Origin of the sequence: Glutamicibacter sp. PAEs-4 (genome assembly GCF_051161755.1) — a bacterium.
In the GTDB taxonomy this organism is placed as follows: Bacteria; Actinomycetota; Actinomycetes; order Actinomycetales; family Micrococcaceae; genus Glutamicibacter; species Glutamicibacter nicotianae.
Genome location: NZ_CP195019.1, coordinates 18,924 through 39,581, shown reverse-complemented (window position 1 = coordinate 39,581; position 20,658 = coordinate 18,924). Strand labels below are relative to the sequence as shown.

Below are 20,658 nucleotides of genomic sequence, written 5' to 3'. Positions count from 1 at the left end.
TAGTTCTCTCAAAAACATCCGTTTATGAGAGATACCAAATGTCATTTTCAGAAGACGACTGCACCAGTTGATTGGGCGTAATGGCTGTTGTGCAGCCAGCTCCTGACAGTTCAATATCAGAAGTGATCTGCACCAATCTCGACTATGCTCAATACTCGTGTGGGCTCTGTTGCAAAAATCGTGAAGCTTGAGCATGCTTGGCGGAGATTGGACGGACGGAACGATGACGGATTTCAAGTGGCGCCATTTCCAGGGTGATGTGATCCTGTGGGCGGTGCGCTGGTATTGTCGCTATCCGATCAGCTATCGCGACCTTGAGGAAATGCTGGCGGAACGCGGCATTTCGGTCGACCATACGACGATCTATCGCTGGGTCCAGTGCTACGCCCCGGAGATGGAGAAGCGGCTGCGCTGGTTCTGGCGGCGTGGCTTTGATCCGAGCTGGCGCCTGGATGAAACCTACGTCAAGGTGCGGGGCAAGTGGACCTACCTGTACCGGGCAGTCGACAAGCGGGGCGACACGATCGATTTCTACCTGTCGCCGACCCGCAGCGCCAAGGCAGCGAAGCGGTTCCTGGGCAAGGCCCTGCGAGGCCTGAAGCACTGGGAAAAGCCTGCCACGCTCAATACCGACAAAGCGCCGAGCTATGGTGCAGCGATCACCGAATTGAAGCGCGAAGGAAAGCTGGACCGGGAGACGGCCCACCGGCAGGTGAAGTATCTCAATAACGTGATCGAGGCCGATCACGGAAAGCTCAAGATACTGATCAAGCCGGTGCGCGGTTTCAAATCGATCCCCACGGCCTATGCCACGATCAAGGGATTCGAAGTCATGCGAGCCCTGCGCAAAGGACAGGCTCGCCCCTGGTGCCTGCAGCCCGGCATCAGGGGCGAGGTGCGCCTTGTGGAGAGAGCTTTTGGCATTGGGCCCTCGGCGCTGACGGAGGCCATGGGCATGCTCAACCACCATTTCGCAGCAGCCGCCTGATCGGCGCAGAGCGACAGCCTACCTCTGACTGCCGCCAATCTTTGCAACAGAGCCGAAGAAAATACCAGAGGTGATAGGAATGAGCACATGCCAATCCCGGTACCAGGGCAGTTCTTCCTTGATTTCGTCGGTGGTTTCTGGTGATTCGCAACCGCACGCGGAACTCATGCTTTGTCCTCGACTGTTCGTGAACTATCGGTAGTGCAGTCCGGGCAGGAAGAATCTACACACGGCACTTGGTCATCGACGGCTAATGTCACATCGACGAGTGCGCTGAGTGCCGTGGTCAGATGCGGGTCGGTGATTTCGTAGCGGGTTTTACGTCCTTCGAGTTTCGCCACGACAATCCCGCACCCTCGCAAGCAGGTCAGGTGATTCGAGACGTTCGTTCGGCTCAGCCCTAAGTTCTCGGCTAACTGCGCAGGGTATCCCGGTTCATGCAGCAAAGACAGGAGGATACGCGAACGTGTGGGGTCGGCCATGGCGCGGCCGAGCCGGTTCATCGCTTCGATCCGCGATTCAATATTCATCATAAACTGTACTATACAGTAGATAATGTATAGACGATCTCGTGTCATAAACATTCGTTTTTGACACCATGAAACTGAAGGGTTCGCATCACGACATTTCAGTTGAAAATTCAAGGGTCAGATTTTCGCGCAGAGGTTCAAAACCCAGTTCCATAATCTATGGGTCAGTTCTATTGATGTTTGACGAGTTTTGATACATTTCATGACATGGGACATCTTCTTGGATATGCGCGAGTGTCTACTGGTGATCAAGACGCGCGGTTGCAGCACGACGCGCTCGCTGCTGCCGGGTGCTATCGAATCTTCACCGATACCGCGTCAGGTGCTCTAGAGTCTCGCCCCGAACTAGACGCAGTATTAGACCAGCTGCGTCCAGGCGATACTTTGGTGGTGTGGAGGCTCGATCGTTTAGGTCGGTCCATCCGGCACTTGATTGACTACCTTGATACTTTGCAGCAACGGGGTATTGAGTTTCGTTCGTTGCAGGAAAATATTGATACCAGCTCCTCGGGAGGACGGCTAGTCTTCAATATTTTTGCCTCCTTGGCCGAGTTCGAACGGGACCTGATCAGAGAGCGAACAAAAGCCGGTCTACAGGCTGCCCGTGCTCGTGGAAAAGTCGGCGGCCGTCCCGCCTTGCTCACGGCCGATAAGCTGCGCACCGCCCGTCAACTCTATGAGCAGCAGGAAATGACCCTCACTCAAATTGGTGAAGTACTCGGAGTGAGTCGAAGCACCGTCTATCGTGCATTGTCGAAAAAAGCGCAAGACTAAAACCCTCGACCTCAGGCCATGCCAAGGTTCAGAATGTAGCCATGCCTTCGAACGGTGCACGGCCTGACCCAGCAAGTCATCAGGCACGCGAAAAAACAGCCGCCAACCGATGGGACATCCTTGCCCGGCATATCAACGGTGGACAAACTCTCGTTGAGCTAGCCAATGAAAGCGGCGTAGGGCTGCGCACATTGCAGCGATGGAAAAATGCCTACGCCCACGATGGGATCGCTGGATTACTGCCTGCCAGGCCGGCCCGACGAGGTTCGAAAATTCACCCGCAGTTGGTAGCTTTCATTGAGAGATGCGCGCTGCAGACACCGGTACTGAGAATCGCTCAAATTTATCGAGATTCCCTCAGTGCAGCTGAAAAGAATGGGTGGCCAACAGTTTCCTATGGCAGCGTCCGTTCAATCGTGAAAAACCTAGATCCAGCAATGCGAACGCTAGCACTTCAAGGTCCAGTCGCTTATCGAGATAAATATGAGTTGGTGTGGCGGCACCGTGCAGAAGCACCAAATGCAGTCTGGCAAGCTGATCACACCGAACTGGACATTCTCATACTTGATGCGAATCAGAAACCAGCTCGGCCATGGCTGACAGTGATTCTAGATGACTACTCGCGCGCGGTCTGTGGATACATGGTTTTCCTCGGTGCGCCTTCTGCCATCTTTACAGCGCTAGCCCTTCGAGATGCCATTTGGCCCTCGGACGACCCAGCATGGCCGATGTGCGGGATACCTGATCGTCTATACGTTGACCACGGCACAGACTTCACCAGCCTGCATTTAACTCAGGTTGCTAAAGATCTGAACTTCGAGATCGTCTATTCAGCGGTTGCACGTCCACAAGGACGAGGAAAGATTGAACGGATCTTCGGAACGATCAATACTGAGCTGCTACCGACACTACCTGGCCACCTCATTCGTGGTAAGTCATCCTCTTCACCGAAGCTCACCCTTAAAGAGCTCGACAGCAAAATCGAGTCTTTCATTACTGAGAACTATCACCAGCGAACACACCCGGAGACTAAAGTGGCGCCCACAGCAGCATGGCTCAGTCAAGGCTGGCTCCCGCGCATCCCCGAGTCCATTGATGATCTTAATCTGCTGTTGCTCACCGTCGCCAAATCTCGAATGGTGCACCGAGATGGAGTGCACTTTCAAGGGCTTCGCTACATTTCGCCCTTGCTAGCAGCATACGTGCGGGAACAAGTCACTATTCGGTATGACCCCAGAGATATTTCGGAAATCCGAGTGTTCCACCGAGACTCTTTTATTTGCAAAGCGGTCGATCCTGAACATGAATCAAGTACGGTGACGCTCAAAGATATTCAAGCCGCACGCAATGCGCGCAAGCGCGAACTGCGGAATCAAATCAATCTCAAACTGTCACTCGGATCCCTAACCCAGGCGAACACAGATTCGGAACAAGCGCCACTGACGAGTGCTGCACCATCAGCCAGAAAGAAGCTGCGCACGTATCAGGAGGGAAGCTAATAGTGAGCTCGAAACTCATCGTCACCAAAGAACACCGTCGCTTCATAGAGTTTGCGGATTCGGTCAGGAGACAGAAAACCATCGGTATATGCTTCGGCCAGGCCGGTGTAGGAAAAACGAACTCAGCTCGGACTTATGCGAGCTGGGACAAGCTGGAGCCATTTCTTCAAGCCTGGGGGCCGCGTAGCGACAATGATGAGCGTATGTATGCGGCGTGTAATCGGAAACGTACTGTGTTCTATAACCCTCAAGTCATGACCTCAGCAAAACTGCTCAAATCCGAGTTACGGCTCGTGTCCACGAGATTTAGCATTTGCGTTGATGAGCATTTGATCAGCCAGAATAACCGTAGTTCACCGCCCCATGACCGACCGGGGAACGTTCAGCTGGTTATCGTTGACGAGTGCGAACGTTTGAACGCTGTTGCTGTGGAGTATCTGAGGGACTTTCATGACCGTACCCAAATCGCGCTGATTCTTATTGGTATGCCTGGGATGGAAAAGCAGTTCAGCCGGTATCCGCAACTATACAGTCGCATCGGATTCGCCCATGAGTACAAGGCGCTTGGGCAAGAAGAAATAGTTTTTGTCTTGCAACGGTGGTGGACCAAACTTGGGCTGACGCTCAACATGGATGATTTCACTGATGCGCAAGCCGTAGGGGCTATTCTCCGACTGACTCGCGGGAATTTCCGGTTGATCATCCGACTCTTCGCTCAAATTGAACGGGTTATGAAGATCAATGAGCTCACGACGATCACTGATGAAGTCGTAGAGGCTGCGCGTTCAACCCTTGTCATTGGCCACGCATAGACCGCCATCTTTGCTGCAAATAGCCGCCAAATCTAACTAACAGTCACACGCCGGGTTTTCGAATTGCCTTATCGTCCAGTCAAAAACGATCGTTACTGGCTGAGTCTCCGCTAAGCCCAGATGAACTCTTTAAAACCCTCTGGCGGCGACTGAGTGAAGTGGTTGAGGAAATACTCTCGGGTCACTTCAGGAACTTGATCCGACCGGAACGGGTGATTTCCATTCAGCCAGGCAACCAACCCAACCTTGCCTTCTTCGCCGCACAAATCGTTAACCCGTTCCCAGGCAATGACCTTAGCGTATCGAGCCTCTTCCTTTATCGACACCCCGAGCTTCAACGCTGCGTCGTGATCCTGTTCAATCATTGCCCACCAATTGGATCCATCGAGCACTGCCGATGGAAAAGTATCTGAGTTCATTAGAATAGTTCTCCTATGGATTTTCGTTTCGTTGCTGATTCTAACTGCAACATTGGGCAATTTCATTCTGGTTTCTTACCTGGCCTCCTGCCCACATGGGCACGAAAAAAGCCCTCCCGCTCCGCTGCTTTTTTCGCACACATGGTGGACAGCAGGAACCATTCGACCGACCGCACACAGCCCAAGAGTTGCGGTTCCTGAGTTCTCTTACGTGATGCGATCTTGGGTTGTGCACGGATCTCTGAGGCCATGCTCGCGAGCTACAACCAGGCATAAACAGCTGATACGAGACAAGTGATTGCCCCGGCAAGCATCACATACACCCACCGCCTGTCGTGGGTCTCTGGCTTTAGTTGCTTGTTTGCTAAGGCCACGACGGCGGCACCGACAACGAAGAATAAAATCGGCAATAACGGCAAATCGCTTAGGCGCATGACTATTCCTGCTATCGCACTAGGCGGTTAGGCAGTCTAGCTGGCGGCGTAGGCAGCTCTCCCCCGTTGCGCTCACGCGCCGTACTAATCGCGGCATCAACAGCTTCCGCACACCATGAGCTGTCACTTAGCCATCGCTCCTCGGCCTGTTCCTGGCTAATGGCGGCTCGCATAAGCTCAATCGCTGATGTAGGAACATTAAAAGATCGTGAGCTGCCAGTACGGACTTCTGCTCTTGCTGGCTTATTCGCAGCAAACCGCAAACGAGCTTTAAGCGAACGTGCAGCGTGACGCGTGATAGCTTCACCAATCCATAGCGTGAAAGTGTTAGCTTCTCCCCCGTTCTTCCAGTCGGCCAGATATGCGGCTTTAGCATTGTTGAACTGCTCAGGAGTTAGGTAGATACCTTGACGAGTAACTGCCACGGTGCGCGCTGGCCTACCGCTCTTAGCTTGCTTCTTAGGCTGCTGCACCGCTGCTGCTGGCGTTTTCGCTTCCTCGCTCGCAGGTACCGGAGCGACGGCTGGCGTAGCGGCAGCTGCGGTCGCTGGCGCTTGCTCAATTGCCGTCTTGTTGCGATCCCGAAGACTTCTACGGGCTGGCTTGCTTGGAGTCTTTTTCTGTTCCATCATTTCCTCTTAGTCTGATCTGTCTTCATAGGTCAGCTAGTCTAGTTAGTCCAGTTATTCACGCGTCCAGCGACAACTGAAGCTAATGCAGCCTTGTAGTCTTCTGCGATAGGCGAGCCTGGATAGTAGACACCAACCGGCATTCCTGCCGTGTACGAGTCTTTGACCGCTACAGCTTCGCGCACAGTGCTAGTCACGCGCCCCGGGTATAGCTCTTGAAGCGTCTGCACAACCTCCCGATCCAATAACCGGCGCCCGTCATGCTTGGTCGGTATGATCCAGTGCAGCGCCTGTCCGGGGCGCAGTCGCTTGGCTATGCGATTCTGGATCACTTCTTCTAGCCTTGGCAGCTGCTCATATGATTCCGTTTCGCATGAGACTGAGGATACGATCACATCAGCGGCCGCTAAAGCACCTAGCGTTAGCGTGCCTAGAGCTGGCGGGGTGTCTATCACCACGTCATCCCATACAGTCGCAAGACTTGGCAGGTAGTCGCGTAGAGCGGTCATAATTTCAGGTTTGGTGCTGATTTCTTCCAAATCAAAAGTGCCGCAAAGTATGTCCACACCGGGAACGGTTGGGCTAGGGAACGCGGCTTCTTCGGCGCTTGCATCACCTATGAGCACATCGGCAGCCACGCCGGAAACTTCTGCATCCTCGGTGACACCTAGGCGCGTGGTTAGATTACCCTGCTCGTCAAGGTCAATCGCTAGGACGCGGCGGCCAGCGGCGGCTAGAGTGGCGGCTAGTTCTGCTGCCGTGGTGGTCTTCGTTGATCCGCCTTTAGACAGCGCTACGGCATAAACGGTCATGAAATGCTCCTTTGTAACCAAGTCGGTAATTAGTCCTGCATGGTTTCCGTGTTGATACTTTAATTCTAGTCTAGTTGGTCATTCTATGCAATGCTCGTGAGCCTTGATAAGATGCTTTTGTGCTCCGGGGTGGTTCCCGGTTGCCGTGTTGAAACAGCCCCGCAGCGCCTTGCGCTTGCGGGGCTGTTCTTATTTAGCTTTCCAGCGCTTTAGGGCCGCGCCATGTCGTGCTCGTGGTTCCCGCGTGGAGCGTGTCGAACACAAGGCACACTCTCCGGCCGTCGATGCGATCCTTGAAGTCTTTATGGATCTTCCCCCATGCCCTGAAGACACTCGAGTCTCGGCCGTATCTTTCAATGTCTGCCCGCACCGCTCCTGAAGCTGTGTTTGCATCCCTGAAGTCCTTCTCTGCCTTGTCTCGGTCTTTGCGCTCTGGGCCACTGGTTCCATCGTCGTAAACGGCAAAGAATAGCGTTTGCTTCGTGCGGTCGAATTGGTTGATGGCATGAACTCCTGGCTTCATTGGGTTCTCCATGTTGTACTCCTTGCGGTTGGCCGGTGGTTAGTCCGGCGTGGTTTCCGTGTTGATACTTTAATTCTAGTCTAGTTGGTCATTAAATGCAATCCGTCATGGTTGTTTTTCGCTTAAATAAAGAAGTGCCCCGCCACTGGCGGGGCACTTTCCTTCTAGATAACTCGGTTGTTCAGAACTTCCTGGCCGTCATAGTCCAGCGCTAGCAAGATTCTTGATAGCTGCTCTGCATCAATGTTGCTTGACTCGTAGTGTGCCACGACTCGGCCGCGCGCCGCGTAGAGCACTCGCACATCGTAGTAATCCAGGTGATTGAGTTCTACGGTCACTCGCATGATTCGCGGCCGTGGTGAGCGCTTGCCTGCTTTGGTGAATGGAAGGATTCGAGCCTTGAAGGTCAAACCGATCTCGCGGCCTTCGCTGGTCAACGCTGCGAACTCGTGCGCTCCCAGGCTCATGAAGATGCCGATTTCTACCTGCTGGCGAATAGTGCCTGCAACGGTCATTTAATGCTCCTTGCGGTTGACTGGTGGTTAGTCCAGTATGGTTTCCGTGTTGATACTTTAATTCTAGTCTAGTTGGTCATTAAATGCAATTTTCAGAGATTGTTTCTGGTAGAGAAATTCCCTCCCACCTTCTGGGGTGGGAGGGAATTTCAAACTAGTCTTCGACGGTGGCGAGCTGGTGACGCGCGGCTACGTTCTGCATTATTTCGGCAATGCTGCTTGTGTCCACGGTGCCGGATTTTGCCAGATCTTCCATGGTGAAGTGCAATAGCGTTTCGCGGTGCTCGGGGTGGATGCCGAGATAGGTTTCTTCCGCAGCTTCTTTTACCTCGTCGCTGGTTAGGATTTGCACCGGCAGTCGAAATGCTTCTGCCAGTTCGTAGATGATTTCAGTGACTCGCTCTTCGCAGATTTGGTCTACATGGATGCCTAGATCTTCCAGGGTGATCGAGTCGTACTTGCAGCTCACGATGCGCTCCTTGCGGTTGGCTGGTGGTTAGTCCAGCATGGTTTCCGTGTTGATACTTTAATTCTAGTCTAGTTAGTCATTAAATGCAAGGTGACTAGAGTCTTTTAGCTGTAATCTCGGAAGTTCTAGTATGTCTAGTTAGTCCTTTATATCGTGCCGATTGCGAAAGCTGGCGCAGGTTGGTGGCTCGTTCCTGATAAGCGGAGCAGTGCCGGTGAAGGTATGCAGCGTCAACCCGTAGGGCGGTGGAGGAGAAAAATTTTTGCAAGGAGCTCGCGACGAAGACAAAAAATTTTCGGGGGAGCCGGGGCGTAGCCCTTGCGCGGAATGCCGTTCCGGCGATGATGGAGCATCAGGGGCGAGACTCCACAGTGAGGCGAAGGGCAGAACGTATGTACAGCGGGTCTTTTTGTCAGTGTCAGGGCGTAGCCTTGGCACGTTATGTCTGACGAATTTGTAGAAGTGCGTTTTACGGCGGCCGATGTGCCGTGGAAGATTAGGCGCGGCGGCCGTGTCTGGCAAGTCGCAGTTGAGCCGAGCCGTCATTTTGAGCGGGTGAATTGGTGGGAAGATCACTCGTTCAAGATCAAGAAGGGGGCTGCTGATCCTATTGATTTTGCGGTGTGGCGGGTGCAGGTGCGGTTAGGCTCTAATCCCCGTTCGGATCTGCTGACATGGGATTTGGTGGAGCATCCTCGGGATGGTTCCTGGACTGTGCGAGACGTGGAGTAGATGCGCGAAAAAAGGCCGGCTACATTAGCCGGCCTTTTTTGGTGTGCTGATTAGATGAAGATATTGAGCATGACAGAAATGAGCACGATAGGAACTGCGCTGTACGCCAGGATGGTGAGGACTCGGTTCTCTCTGGTGTACGTGTAGTTCCGGAAGTGTGCTGTCTGCCAGATGAGACGCATCAGGCAGGCTACAGCCACGGTCAATGCTGCCAGTGCGATTCCGAATAGTACCGTGAGCGATCCTGAGACGATCACGCCGAGGATCATCAAGACGGGGATCAGCGGCGCTGCGAAAAAGAGGCTGCGCTGTTCGCGCATGTTTAGCGCTGCTTCGTCTGCTGCGTAGGGGGTCATTGCTTCTCCTTCGGGTATATGGCAAGTCTAGGTGTCTCGTCCGACAGTTTGGTTCCTGCTGTCCATCATGCGTGCGAGAAAAGCCGCTTGCGGTTGAGCTTTTGTCGTGCCCATGTGGGCAGGAGGCTAGGAACATGCCCCGGTTCGGCGTGCTGCGGCTAGGGCGGCTCGTGCTGCGGCAGCACCTCGGGCGGCCGTGGTGCGCAGTTGTGGGCGCTGGGCGGCTTGCTGGGCGCGGCGTTCGGCTGCCGCGCGCGCTGCTGCGCGTGCCTGGTTGCTGGCTGCTGCCGCTCGCTGGGAGCGGCTGAGCATGATTTCTCCGGTGGCGGTACGCCACTGGTTGAGCCGGTGCAGGATCGCTGCGCGCAAGATCCGGCAGTAGTCGATATAGGACTGAGTTTCACGGTCGTGCTGGGGGAGTGCTCCCCAAGCTTCCTTGCCGTGCAGTCCTGGTGTGGTGCGCCATTCCAAGGCGTGCTGGAAATCTGAGATTGTCCATCCGGCATCGAAGAATGGCTTAGCGATGTTCAGGATATTTTTCTTGGAAAAGCGGGCAAAATCTGGCATCCGACGCAAGATTTCAGCGGCAGCCGATAGCCCCTGTCCTCTAGAGCTGATCGTTCTGTGAGCTGGCCACAGCTCGACTGGTCGATGATCGGCTTGGTGAGTTCGCACGGCGTAGCCGTGCCTTGGGTTGATTGTGCCGCGTAGCGGCTCATTGTGAGTGTTTTTCTCGCGCGTGCGCGTGTAGGAACTTACTTCGTAAGTGGTTAACCCCCCTACGGGGAGGGGTTCTAAGTTATTTCCACAGGCCGTGTTGTTGGGGGTTGGGCTGGTTGTGGTGGTGTCTGGTGTGTCTTGGGGGCGCAGGCCAAGTCCGATGGGGCGGCAGATGACGTAGACGGGGGCTTCGTTGGTGGCTGGTTGTCCTGCTTTGGCGGCGTATTGTGCGCTGCGGCCTGAGGCGACGATGCCGAGGATGCCGTGGGTGCGCAGGAAGCGCAGGGCGTTGCCGACGGTGGCACGGCTGACGCGGGCTTTAGAGGCGATGGTGTCCCAGGTGATGCGCACCGTCATGGTGGTGTGGTCGGTGTAGCGGAGGAGGACCCAGAGCACGGCCAGGATGTTTCGTTTGCAGTCCGCGCGGCGGCATAGCAGTTCGTCCAGGGATCGGGCGGCACGCCAGGCTTGGGCGGTGTGGTCGATTTTCTTGCTGCCGGTCGGGATTGCCCAGGATATGGCTCGGTCGGAGGTTTCCTGGGCACGTGAGACACGCCGGATATGTACCGGGGCGGGGGTGTGGGCGTGTTTGGTGGCGAGGGCTTCTTTGGCCGCGTTGAACTGTGTTTTGCCCTTGACGCTGAAGTTTTGGGGGGTTTGTGCCTTAGTGAAAGGGCGGTGCCCCTGGGCTGTATGGGCGAGGATTGCGGCTATGCGACCGTCGGTGGGGCGGGTGCACCAGCGTGGTTTTGTGGTGTGGATCGCGGTGTTTTGCGGCGTTTCTTTGGTGCTGGTGCTTGATTGGGCGCGCGAAGACGCTACTATAGACACATAAGTCCTTTTCTCTTTGGAGGGTAAAGGAAGGGGAGCGTCCGGCTTGGTAACCGGAAGCTTCGTGGTAAATCCCGATCTGCTGTACTCGGCAAAGTGTTCAGATCGGATTCAGAATTTCAGTCCCGCGCTTTGCGCGGGCTTTTCTGTTTAAGGCTTGTCGATAGGCAGGTGGCCTTCCGCATCTTCACGAAGCACCCAGTTAGGGAGACCTCGTTCGTCAAGTTCAAGAGTTTCGACCATCATGTCGAATAGGGCTGCGCCCGAGATACCAGCTTTTGCAGCTAGTTCGGTGAACTTATCCCTGTTTTCGCGCTCGACACGCCATCCCAATGGGATGGGATCTTTCATTGACCCCTTGGGGCGCCGTGGTGAACTCATATGACCACAATATTGGATAGCGCTGTTATTAAGAGGTTTACGACACGCCTTAATTTTTAAAGATTCTGCTTATTTCTTCTCAGCCCCTCTCGGTCAGGCTGTAAGTGAGTCAACCACGACCCACCACTGACCCTTGGGAGCATGTTTGGCAGGTGCGGCAGCAGGCATTGGAGGATTATTATCGGTTGCATCCGGCACGTTTTCATTACCGTCCGGTGACGCCTGCGCCTGCAGGGGTCGTGGGGAGTAATCTGCCGTCAGAAGAGGCGGGTGTTGCGTTGCAGGCAGCTTAGTGACTCCACACAGCTTGACATTTTTCGGTTCCTAAGAGGCTGACTCACGATGAGACGATTTTCGGCAATCTTCCCTGGCTCACTTGAAGATGGGCTCCTTTTAAAAACGACGTTGCCGTCCCATAAAGAGAGGAACGGCAACGGCTTGCATCAGCAATGACACCGATTACTTAGCAGAGGAGATAACTCCTAATGAATCAACCAATTCGGCCATTGAGGTTGCACTATAGACTGCTTGCCGAGCACGTACCAAAGCGCGCGGCCAGTTAACGATTACAGCTCCACTGACCGAACTTCCATCCGCAGAATAGATGACCGCAAACTTATCTGCGGTGATTTCTCCGACGAGTTGAAACTTCTCAGCACCGGTATTACCGACAACTTGGATCTTCCAGTCGAATTGATCACTCCATACATATTCCTTAGGAATGTATTCCTTAGGTTCCCGCGGGTTTACGATATTGTGAGCAACTACGAGGGCTTGTTCTGCGGCACTGGTCCAGTGCTCCAGCCGTGTGGTTTCGTTTTCTGCAGATTGGTATCGGCAAACATCGCCTAAAACATAGATGTCTTCCGCGGAAAGTGCGCGCAACGATTTATCACACACGATTCCGTTGTCGAGGTGTAAGGCCGATCCTTCAAGCCACTCAGTGTTAACTTGGGCGCCAATACCTACCAGAATTGCGTCCGCTTCCAATACCGTTCCATCGGATAATACGACGGATTTCTTCATATCATCCCGGCCGATGCCTTCAATGCTGTCTACACCGCACTCAAAGAACATTTCGATCCCCTCCGACGCGTGCTTGTCAAAGAAAATCTTGCCGACCTCCTCATTAAGTACACGTGACATCGGTGCTGGTAGTGGATCGACAATGCTTACACGCAAACCGGCTTTTTTGGCTGTAGAAGCAGTCTCTGCGCCTATGAAGCCGCCTCCAATTACCACCAAATGACTCCCGGGAATTAAGTCCTTCCGCAATCGCGTGGCATCATCCGCAGTACGTAGTACGTGTATGTTAGCGTCTTCACCCCATGGAGATCTGCGAGCACGGGCCCCGGTGGCGATGACCAAGGTATCGTATGAGACGGCTGAACCGTCTTCTAAAAGAAGTTTCTTTGTATCAATCTCGACACCTGATGCAGCAACGCCAAAACGCCATTCAGCTCGTAAGTCCCGAAACGAATCCTCATCCAGCAGCGGAATCGCTTCGACGCCCTGGTCTGTGGATAAATGCGCCTTTGAGAGTGGTGGTTTATCGTAGGGACGTTCTAACTTCTCCGCTTCAACATATATAAGTTGACCATCAAAGCCCTCATTCCGTAGTGCTTGGCCCGCCTTGACGCCACCGACAGAAGCACCGACTATGACTACTTTGCTCATGATCACTCGTCCACAACGGTCAGTGCAGATACTGGACAGCTTCGCGCGGCATCAACGATCCGTTTGCGGTCCGCCGCATCGACGGTTTCCTTAAGGATCACAACAAGTCCGTCATCATCCAGGTCGAAGTAGTCTTCAGTACCGACCATACAGTTGGCATAGCCTTGGCATGCTTTTAGGTCCGCTTTTACAATTGCCATTTTAGATTCTCCATTCTGTTGACTCTGGAGTGTCGGGATACATCGGTTCGTAGGGCCGAGCGATCATTTCGCTGAAAGTCTGCGTGGTCTGCCAAGTTAGTGCTTCCAGTTCCATTGGATCGAGGGCAATCCACTGTCCAGACTTGGGGGATTCGATTAGCAGACGAGCACCGTTACGAGTCTCGACGTGGGAAACTCGGATTTCGCTAAATTCATTGGCGATCGTTAGTGACTCACCGATTTTGCGTTCTCGGAGAGTGATCAACTCTTCAAGTGCGCGGCGGGCCGCGGCTCGGTCGATATCTTCGCCTTCCCACTCAAGACTAGTCATAGGAAGATCGCCAAGTTCTGCGTGCGAAGTACTGATTCATCGACCATGATCACCCGACGGGCAAGCTTGTACCCTTCGTCGGTCTTGCGCAGTACATCCTCACGCATTGCAGAGATGTATGCCGCAGGATTCGTGTCCCCTCTGCTGCGGAAAAGCAACACCGCAGATTCGACGATCAATTCATCCTCGACATCCGTCTCGAAAGTACGAACGTTGGTGATGTAGTGCCGCAGGCGTGATGGTGGGTCTTCCGTCCAAGCGTGCTCTGTCAGGAAGCGCGCCACACGCCGAGAAAGCGAATATTTATTTTCGTCCCAATGGGCCATGCCCGGACTGGTTGTGTAGCCTGCCCCAAGAGCCGTAGTAACACGCACGGGCATGATGTAGTGAACATCATCGGCAATAGTTTCCAGCCAGTCTTCGTAGCGCTGGTCATCAAGGGTGTAAGCCTCTTCTACCAACCAATGCCAAAGGTCCATGTGCCGTGGATCGTCGAATTTTAATGACGGGCCGATTTTGCGAGCCTTAGTTGAATCACGTACTAGTGGAGACTGCTGAGAAATAAGTGCACCTTGTTCGACACTCATATTTATGCATCCGCCTTTGCTGCAGTTTCTGAAGAAGTGCATGTTCCGTTCGTGCTGCAGTCCATACCTTCAACACCTCCTAGTGATATTGGGCGTGTTGCGACCGGTTCGTCATTTTCAACCATGTCAGCCCAACGTTCAAGCAGATGTCGCTGGTTATACTCGCCATAACCCACGAAAGCTTCCCCCGGGGCAGACCACTGCTCGTTGGTTAGAGCAGGCACGACATTCTGGCCGTTTTTCAACAAGCCCATCCGACCATTCAGTAGCAGACGCCGTGCCATCGATCCCTTAGCTGTATTGGTCAGCGAAACCCAGTTCTCGACATCATCTTGCTCGAACATACCGGTCGAACCAAAGCACATTAGGTAGGCTTTATAGGAAAGCTCTTTGAACTCGTCCGGAGCAGCGGCATCAACAGCAAACCACGAGTAGACTTCGGTCTCGTTTTCTGAAATTGGTACCCAGGTTCGCAATGAGATAAACGGGAGAACTTCCTCGCCGTCTTCAACCTTGGGCCAGTTATGAACCAGTGACATATTTGGGAAGACAGAGGCCGCGGAAATCATAAAGCCATTCTTTCCAACGACATCAAGCTGTGCCTGGGACCAAGTTTCTTTCATACGGTCAATCATCACGTCAGGGTAGCCCACATAGCGAAGGCGTTCTTCTAGGCTGCCTTCGGGCAATTTATAAGTGGTTCCACCCCCGTTTCCAGCCCAGTAAGTGTTCCCATCCTTACGTTTTTCAGCCTTAGGTTCACGGAATAACCCGATCTCGACGACGGAAGTGTGGGTCTGGGGAGTGTGGTACATGTCCCCAGCAAAGTTTTCTGCCCCAATCTTCCAGTTGGCATTGACACGCCACCGCTGCGGACCGCGAACTTCTAGACCCTCACTTGACTGCTTGGTGTAGAAATCAAGGAAGAATTTGAAATCTCCAAGAAACTCGTCGAGGGTCGGCGCGTCCGGATCCATTGAGATGAAGATCAGACCGTTGTAGGTATCCAAGTTTGGTGCTGGGAGCAATCGGGCGCCCTTTTTGCTGAATCCTTCTTCTCCTCCGTATGCCTCTTTATGGAAAGGGAGGCCAACAATACGGCCGTCATTTCGGTAGGACCAGCCATGGTAGGGGCATCGGAAATGCGATGCGTTGCCCATCTCGGCGCGGCACACTTGCATACCACGATGGAGACACATGTTGAAGTGGGCGTGGATTTCACCCTTTTCATCGCGTACAAGGATGAATGAATCATCAATGACCTTGCGCAGAACGTAATCACCTGGCTGAGGAATCTCTGATTCATGGCCAACAAATATCCAAGCGCGGCTAAAGAGGTTCTTTTTCTCCGCCTCGAATACATCGGCATCGTTATAGATGTGCGCCGGGAGCATACCGCTACGAACATCACTGAACACTGTTGGATCAACCATCACGCAAGCCTTCTTCTAGAAAGAAACTGATTCTGATGTACAGAATGCTAACCCAATTTCAGTCTCGGCGCTACCCGGTTAGTGATTTGAAGCACCAAAAGGAACGTCCCCTTCCCTTCGAGGCAGAAATCTTCCCAGACGGCGTGTCAGGCGACAAGCGGCGATGCACCGCAAGAAATATGGTTGACATCACAATCTGTGATGCAGAATAATCTTCTGCATTACAGAAAATCACCACTCGTAGTTGGGTTATGCCCAGATCACCGTTGGAAAGGAGGAAACTCAATGTCAATCCACGTACTGGGCGTAATCGTCTTAGCGCTGGTATTCATTCTTGGAACACTGCGTCCAGTCAACATTGGGATCTACGCGCTCATTGGGGCGTTCGTCCTCGGCGTTGGATTCATGGGGGAGTCTTCCAAGGAACTTTTAACGGGATTCCCCGGGGACGTTTTCGTACTGCTTGTAGGGGTTACCTACTTATTTGGACTCGCAGCTACAAACGGGACACTAGAATGGATCGTCGATCGTGCCGCCGACCGCATCGGTGATCGACGTGCGCTAATCCCCTGGCTCTTATTCGTATTTTCCTCAATCCCCACGCTCGCGGGGGCATTGGGTCCAGCGGGTATCGCTATGCTTGCACCGCCGTGTCTTAAATTAGCGGAAAAATACAGAATCAATCGCAAATTGGCTGCCCTAGTAGTGATGCATGGCTCTTGCGCGGGTAATTTTTCCCCATTGAATGGCTTGGCCGTCGTGGCACAAGCGGCAGCCGAGCAAAATGACATCGTCATTTCTGGTATGGCACTATTCCTGGGAAACTACGGTTACAATCTTGCCCTCGCCGTCGTGATTTACATTATTTTCGGTGGCCTAACACTGCTCCGTGAAGGAGCCGAAACGCGTGCCGAGGTTCGCATGTCGGCTGGGACCAGGTCTTTAGCGCGCTCAAGTGTCATGGTTGGCGCTGGCGCTAGTGCTCCTGCAGTGCGAACTCCCATCTCCGTGCCGGACAGGACAGGGGAATTAGCCGATAATCTTCCTAAACGAATTCGGATGGACCAAGTTTTTACCATCCTCGCCATTGCCGGCGTGGTCATCGTTGCCCTCGGATTCAAGCAAGATCTAGGCTTTACCTCGTTGATCGCAGCAGCAACATTGCACAGCATCTTTGTAAATCGATTCAAGGGCGCTGATAAGAAGATCGTATGGTCTGTCGTCCTTTTGATCACTGGCATTATGACACTCGTGGCTGCAATGCAGCGTTTCGGTACCATCGACTGGGTGGGTTCAGGTATCGCAGGACTCAACGCCCCTCTTCTAACGGCCTACTTACTTTGCCTAGTTGGTGCTGTTACAAGTGCTTTCGGTTCCTCCGCTGGTTTGATCGGAGTATTGGTTCCTTTGGCGGTTCCGTTTATCGTACAAGGCGACATCGATCCAACATGGGTCATCGTTGCGCTTGCTGTCTCTGCGACAGTAGTTGACGCCATGCCTTTTTCCTCTGTAGGCGCCCTAACTCTTTCCAACACCCCCGAGACGGAACGACCCAAAATGCTCAAATTCATGTTGGTTTGGGGAACGGCCATGGTCATTACAGCCCCGGCCTTTACCTGGCTAGCGTTCGTTCTACCAACTTCTCTCTAGCTTAAAAAGACAGTCTCCTTTTAGACAAATCTTCTTCGGCGGCAAGGCCACGACACGCCTGCATGACCCATTATGTACGTCAACTTCGCTAGCAAAGAAGACATCACTGAACAGCTGACCCGTCGCGTATCTCACTCCCAATGAGTCGTTCTCCGGCTCATTGGGAGTGGGAAGAGATGGGCCCGTCTGTTCTAGGGGCCCATTCAAATACGTCAAATCATAGAAAAACTTCAAGATTACCGCCGTTCTCCCGATCGAAATTGATACTATGTTGAACACTTAGGAGTGTTAAGGAATACGATGCTAAAGAAAAGATGGTTAGAAGGAAAACGAGCACTGATCGTCGGTGCTGGTTCGGGTATAGGACGAGCTGTGCTCGATGCATTTCTAGCAGAAGGAGCTCAAGTTGCCGCACTGGAACGCGATACCAGCAAAGTCGCGTTACTGAAAGACCAGCTACCTGATATCCCGGTCATATTAGGTGATGCTTCCACCCGAGAATCGAACCAAAAGGCAGTTGATGCTACCCTAAAAGCCTTCGGAGGATTAGACACGCTCGTAAATTGTGTCGGAATATTTGATTTCTATCAGGGCATCGGCGAACTCAATCCGGATCAGATTGATTCGAGTTTTAACGAAATTTATAGTGTCAATGTGAAAAGTCACATACATTCAGTAAAGGCCGCGTTGCCTGCCCTTCGTATGTCCGGCGGTTCGGTGATCCTAACCGAATCCACCTCAGCGTATTATGCTGGCCGTGGGGGCATCATGTATGTTTCCAGCAAATTTGCAGTGCGTGGGCTCGTTACCGCACTCGCACACGAACTCGCCCCAGAGATCCGAGTGAATAGTGTGGCTCCTGGCGGAACAATCGGCACGGATCTCCGCGGAGCAGATTCGCTCGGGCTTAGAGACCGCAGCTTGGGTAATACTCCAAATCGTGAAGCCGACATAGCAGCGCGGGTCCCACTTCAAGTTGCCTTGTCCGGAGAAGACCATGCCTGGAGTTACGTATTTCTCGCTTCCGATAGGTCTCGCGGAATTTCGGGCGATGTGATCCATTCAGACGGGGGAATGGGGGTTAAAGGATGACTACTTATCCTTATGCTGAAGAAAGACAATTAATTTCGGATGCCTGTCGAGTGTTGGCTAGCCGCGGGTTAGCGGATGGGCTATTAGGGCACATTAGCCTTCGCGTATCGGACGAACACATCTTAGTACGCTGCCGAGGATCCAACGAGCGGGGTTTAGGCTACTCAGAGCCCAGCGATATTCGTCTGGTTCACTTTGATGGCAGCCCCGGTGCTCCGGGTGAACTTGACGGATGGAGTGTACCTAACGAACTTCCCTTGCACACCGAGGTCCTGCGCACAAACCATGGAGTAAACGCAGTAGTCCACGCGCATCCTCCGAAGGTCGTTGCTTGTGACTTAGCTGGAATTCCAATTCGCCCGATCATCGGAGCCTATGACATGCCGGGCTGCAAACTTGCTGCAGCAGGTGTTCCCGTGTATCCGCGCGCAGTTCTAGTAAGAAATCAAGAGCTAGCCGCAGAAATGGTTCAAGCAATGCAGCAACGACCGGTAGTGTTGCTACGGGGCCATGGCCTTACTAGCGCCGCTTCCTCAGTCGAGCAAGCGGTACTACAGGCTATCAGTGTGAATACGATTGCAGAGCTTTCGTTGCAAGTAGTTTCGGCTGGAGGCGTGTTAGTTGATCTTTCCGAAGAAGATTTCAATGAATTACCTGATTTGGGTTCAGAGTTTAACAATTCCATAGCGTGGCGCCATGAAGTATCACGACTTGGCGGTGTATTAAGCTCCACAAGTGATATTAAGCTTGCTTCACAATAGCGATACCGGCGAGTGAGCCAATTCGTGCCAAACGAAACTTAGATTACCCTTGAAATATATAGTTATCGAGGCCCAAGATACGGCTATATGTCGTTCTCAGGCCTCGATAGCTTTAAGTGCTACAAGGAGTGAGTCTGAGTTCATGGTTACAAAACGAGAAGATAGGCAGACTGTTCCCCCTCCCTCTGCGCACGTACGCGTCGTGGCCACATGGCTCGCGATCTTCCCCATGGTCTCTCTGGGACTCTATGCAGTTGCTCCATGGAGCAAAAACTGGCCCCCAATTCTCAGCGCTTTTTTGCTGACAATCGTAATTGTTCCATTATCTGTTTATTTTATCGTGCCGAAAATAATCCAGATTTATGGAATATTTTTCACCCGCCGAAAGAACGTTTCGAAACAGGGCGGAGGAAAGCTCGATAAAAATCCTTGAGCAACCCCGCGGGATGAATTTAAAATAGCAAAAAAGCGGGTCGAATATGTAGATTCTTAATTTGCTCCGGAGGATCCAACAGAGTAGCTTTTATCCCAGCTCCTGCAGTCCGTCTTCCGCATCAGCTACAAAACGTTTTCATCCCCAGATAATTCACTCATTTGCAAGTTCGTCACGACTTCCACCGTGAGCCGAATTGATTAAAATATTGATCTTTATGAACTATCGCCTTTAGATCTAATGTGCTCTTTCGTCTGAATGGTTATTTGACTAGAGCGCTAGCAACCATGGCATGAAGTTTACGCCCCATCTTCTCAATATCTTGTTTGCTGATTCGCCCCGATGGGAACGATAAGCTCACCGCTAAGTGCATTGGATTAGATGCTTGCGGCAGCACAGTTGCCACCGAAGTAACACCATCTTCGCTCTCTTCCAAACTTAATCCATATCCACATTTGCGGATCACCTCAAGTTCAGTTTCCAACTCTTTAAGAGTACTGATTGATCGCTCGTTTACAGTCTCCAGGGATGCACTTCGAAATAACCCATGCAACTCTGATATATCCAGCTCCGCAAGCAATGCTTTTCCTGATGAACTGCAGTTTGCTGGCAATAATTGTCCAACACGACTCACAACACGAACAGTTTGAGGGCTTTCCAATCCATCAATATAGCGAACGTTTGTTCCCTCGCGTACCGCGAGATGAACGGTCTCTCTGAACTCCCGCTGAATCTGTATCAATAGCGGACGGACCTCGGTACGAACATCGAAACGTTGAAGTATCGAATACGAGATTTGAGAAAGAGCAGGACCGGGCTTATAGGTCTTATTCAGAGGGTTCTGTATAGAAAAACCCCTGTACTGCAATGCAGCTAGGAGGCGATGCGCGGTTGATGACGCTACACCTAACAATTCGGCTACCTCAGATAGACGCACTTCATCGTGGTTGCCTAGTAGGTACACAACTTTGAGAGCGTTGTCCACGGACTCCAAAGGATACTGCGGGAGTGATCCAAAGGTTGGCGCGCCTCCTAGGTCTCTTTTTTCCATAAGCTTATTCTACTCTCCA

23 protein-coding genes and 1 pseudogene are annotated in these 20,658 nt (G+C 52.7%); 9 read left to right on the top strand and 15 right to left on the bottom strand.

Annotation, left to right across the window (positions count from 1 at the left end; genetic code table 11):
• Positions 1–37: 37 nt before the first annotated feature.
• Both ACR9WD_RS17015 and ACR9WD_RS17010 read left to right on the top strand, forming a co-directional pair.
• Positions 38–106: pseudogene (locus ACR9WD_RS17015) on the top strand (hypothetical protein); the annotation flags it as partial.
• A gap of 117 nt (positions 107–223) precedes the next feature.
• Positions 224–988: an IS6-like element IS6100 family transposase gene (locus tag ACR9WD_RS17010; RefSeq protein ID WP_001389365.1), complete on the top strand. Its 765-nt coding sequence runs from the start codon at positions 224–226 to the stop codon at positions 986–988.
• 164 nt (positions 989–1,152) lie between these two features.
• Here the strand turns inward: ACR9WD_RS17010 and cmtR are convergent, their stop codons facing one another.
• Positions 1,153–1,521: a Cd(II)/Pb(II)-sensing metalloregulatory transcriptional regulator CmtR gene (gene cmtR / locus ACR9WD_RS17005; protein WP_038992389.1), complete on the bottom strand. Its 369-nt coding sequence runs from the start codon at positions 1,519–1,521 to the stop codon at positions 1,153–1,155.
• Between the two features lie 204 nt (positions 1,522–1,725).
• On the opposite strand from cmtR, the gene ACR9WD_RS17000 reads away from it, so the two are divergent.
• The 3 genes from ACR9WD_RS17000 to ACR9WD_RS16990 are packed head-to-tail and all read left to right on the top strand — an operon-like array spanning position 1,726 to position 4,603.
• Positions 1,726–2,292, top strand: a complete 567-nt coding sequence (locus ACR9WD_RS17000) for a recombinase family protein (RefSeq protein ID WP_190265277.1) — start codon at positions 1,726–1,728, stop codon at positions 2,290–2,292.
• Between the two features lie 41 nt (positions 2,293–2,333).
• Entirely contained in the window at positions 2,334–3,791 is a 1,458-nt protein-coding gene (locus tag ACR9WD_RS16995; protein WP_434923270.1) for a Mu transposase C-terminal domain-containing protein, read from the top strand.
• Positions 3,792–3,793: 2 nt separating this feature from the next.
• Entirely contained in the window at positions 3,794–4,603 is an 810-nt protein-coding gene (locus ACR9WD_RS16990; RefSeq protein WP_190265275.1) for an AAA family ATPase, read from the top strand.
• Between the two features lie 110 nt (positions 4,604–4,713).
• Here the strand turns inward: ACR9WD_RS16990 and ACR9WD_RS16985 are convergent, their stop codons facing one another.
• The 5 genes from ACR9WD_RS16985 to ACR9WD_RS16965 all read right to left on the bottom strand — a co-directional run bounded on the left by ACR9WD_RS16985 (position 4,714) and on the right by ACR9WD_RS16965 (position 8,404).
• Positions 4,714–5,022 (bottom strand): hypothetical protein, encoded by a 309-nt coding sequence (locus ACR9WD_RS16985; protein WP_434923269.1) that lies wholly within the window; start codon positions 5,020–5,022, stop codon positions 4,714–4,716.
• 1,104 nt (positions 5,023–6,126) lie between these two features.
• The gene (locus ACR9WD_RS16980; RefSeq protein ID WP_434923268.1) at positions 6,127–6,897 is read right to left on the bottom strand and encodes a ParA family protein; all 771 of its coding nucleotides are present in this window, start codon (positions 6,895–6,897) and stop codon (positions 6,127–6,129) included.
• Positions 6,898–7,090: 193 nt separating this feature from the next.
• Entirely contained in the window at positions 7,091–7,432 is a 342-nt protein-coding gene (locus tag ACR9WD_RS16975) for a hypothetical protein (RefSeq protein WP_190265283.1), read from the bottom strand.
• 152 nt (positions 7,433–7,584) lie between these two features.
• Positions 7,585–7,935, bottom strand: a complete 351-nt coding sequence (locus ACR9WD_RS16970) for a hypothetical protein (RefSeq protein WP_434923267.1) — start codon at positions 7,933–7,935, stop codon at positions 7,585–7,587.
• 154 nt (positions 7,936–8,089) lie between these two features.
• Positions 8,090–8,404 (bottom strand): hypothetical protein, encoded by a 315-nt coding sequence (locus tag ACR9WD_RS16965; RefSeq protein WP_434923266.1) that lies wholly within the window; start codon positions 8,402–8,404, stop codon positions 8,090–8,092.
• Between the two features lie 441 nt (positions 8,405–8,845).
• Between ACR9WD_RS16965 and ACR9WD_RS16960 the strand changes: the two genes are divergently transcribed.
• Entirely contained in the window at positions 8,846–9,136 is a 291-nt protein-coding gene (locus tag ACR9WD_RS16960) for a hypothetical protein (RefSeq protein ID WP_434923265.1), read from the top strand.
• A 50-nt stretch (positions 9,137–9,186) separates the two neighbouring features.
• Here the strand turns inward: ACR9WD_RS16960 and ACR9WD_RS16955 are convergent, their stop codons facing one another.
• The 8 genes from ACR9WD_RS16955 to ACR9WD_RS16920 all read right to left on the bottom strand — a co-directional run bounded on the left by ACR9WD_RS16955 (position 9,187) and on the right by ACR9WD_RS16920 (position 15,652).
• Positions 9,187–9,492 (bottom strand): hypothetical protein, encoded by a 306-nt coding sequence (locus ACR9WD_RS16955; RefSeq protein WP_434923264.1) that lies wholly within the window; start codon positions 9,490–9,492, stop codon positions 9,187–9,189.
• Positions 9,493–9,618: 126 nt separating this feature from the next.
• Positions 9,619–11,043, bottom strand: coding sequence for a hypothetical protein (locus ACR9WD_RS16950; RefSeq protein WP_434923263.1), 1,425 nt, complete (start codon positions 11,041–11,043; stop codon positions 9,619–9,621).
• A 150-nt stretch (positions 11,044–11,193) separates the two neighbouring features.
• Positions 11,194–11,394, bottom strand: a complete 201-nt coding sequence (locus ACR9WD_RS16945; protein WP_149597795.1) for a hypothetical protein — start codon at positions 11,392–11,394, stop codon at positions 11,194–11,196.
• A 489-nt stretch (positions 11,395–11,883) separates the two neighbouring features.
• On the bottom strand, positions 11,884–13,101 hold the full coding sequence (locus ACR9WD_RS16940; protein WP_149597796.1) for an NAD(P)/FAD-dependent oxidoreductase: 1,218 nt from the start codon (positions 13,099–13,101) through the stop codon (positions 11,884–11,886).
• A gap of 2 nt (positions 13,102–13,103) precedes the next feature.
• Entirely contained in the window at positions 13,104–13,301 is a 198-nt protein-coding gene (locus tag ACR9WD_RS16935) for a ferredoxin (RefSeq protein WP_149597797.1), read from the bottom strand.
• Position 13,302: 1 nt separating this feature from the next.
• Complete coding sequence (locus tag ACR9WD_RS16930; protein WP_149597798.1) at positions 13,303–13,632, bottom strand: hypothetical protein; 330 nt, start codon at positions 13,630–13,632, stop codon at positions 13,303–13,305.
• Positions 13,629–14,219: a 3-phenylpropionate/cinnamic acid dioxygenase subunit beta gene (locus tag ACR9WD_RS16925; RefSeq protein ID WP_149597799.1), complete on the bottom strand. Its 591-nt coding sequence runs from the start codon at positions 14,217–14,219 to the stop codon at positions 13,629–13,631. Before ACR9WD_RS16925 ends, ACR9WD_RS16930 begins: the two co-directional genes overlap by 4 nt.
• A gap of 2 nt (positions 14,220–14,221) precedes the next feature.
• On the bottom strand, positions 14,222–15,652 hold the full coding sequence (locus tag ACR9WD_RS16920; protein ID WP_149597831.1) for a Rieske 2Fe-2S domain-containing protein: 1,431 nt from the start codon (positions 15,650–15,652) through the stop codon (positions 14,222–14,224).
• A gap of 285 nt (positions 15,653–15,937) precedes the next feature.
• On the opposite strand from ACR9WD_RS16920, the gene ACR9WD_RS16915 reads away from it, so the two are divergent.
• The 3 genes from ACR9WD_RS16915 to ACR9WD_RS16905 all read left to right on the top strand — a co-directional run bounded on the left by ACR9WD_RS16915 (position 15,938) and on the right by ACR9WD_RS16905 (position 19,155).
• Positions 15,938–17,302 carry an SLC13 family permease gene (locus tag ACR9WD_RS16915; RefSeq protein WP_149597800.1) on the top strand — a complete coding sequence of 455 codons (1,365 nt, stop codon included), beginning with the start codon at positions 15,938–15,940 and terminating at the stop codon, positions 17,300–17,302.
• 300 nt (positions 17,303–17,602) lie between these two features.
• Positions 17,603–18,394, top strand: coding sequence for a 3-(cis-5,6-dihydroxycyclohexa-1,3-dien-1-yl)propanoate dehydrogenase (gene hcaB / locus ACR9WD_RS16910; RefSeq protein WP_149597801.1), 792 nt, complete (start codon positions 17,603–17,605; stop codon positions 18,392–18,394).
• Positions 18,391–19,155: a class II aldolase/adducin family protein gene (locus ACR9WD_RS16905; protein ID WP_149597802.1), complete on the top strand. Its 765-nt coding sequence runs from the start codon at positions 18,391–18,393 to the stop codon at positions 19,153–19,155. The genes hcaB and ACR9WD_RS16905 overlap by 4 nt, the downstream gene beginning before the upstream one ends.
• Before the next feature lie 695 nt (positions 19,156–19,850).
• Here the strand turns inward: ACR9WD_RS16905 and ACR9WD_RS16900 are convergent.
• Entirely contained in the window at positions 19,851–20,573 is a 723-nt protein-coding gene (locus ACR9WD_RS16900; protein WP_223309015.1) for an IclR family transcriptional regulator, read from the bottom strand.
• Positions 20,574–20,658: the final 85 nt, after the last annotated feature.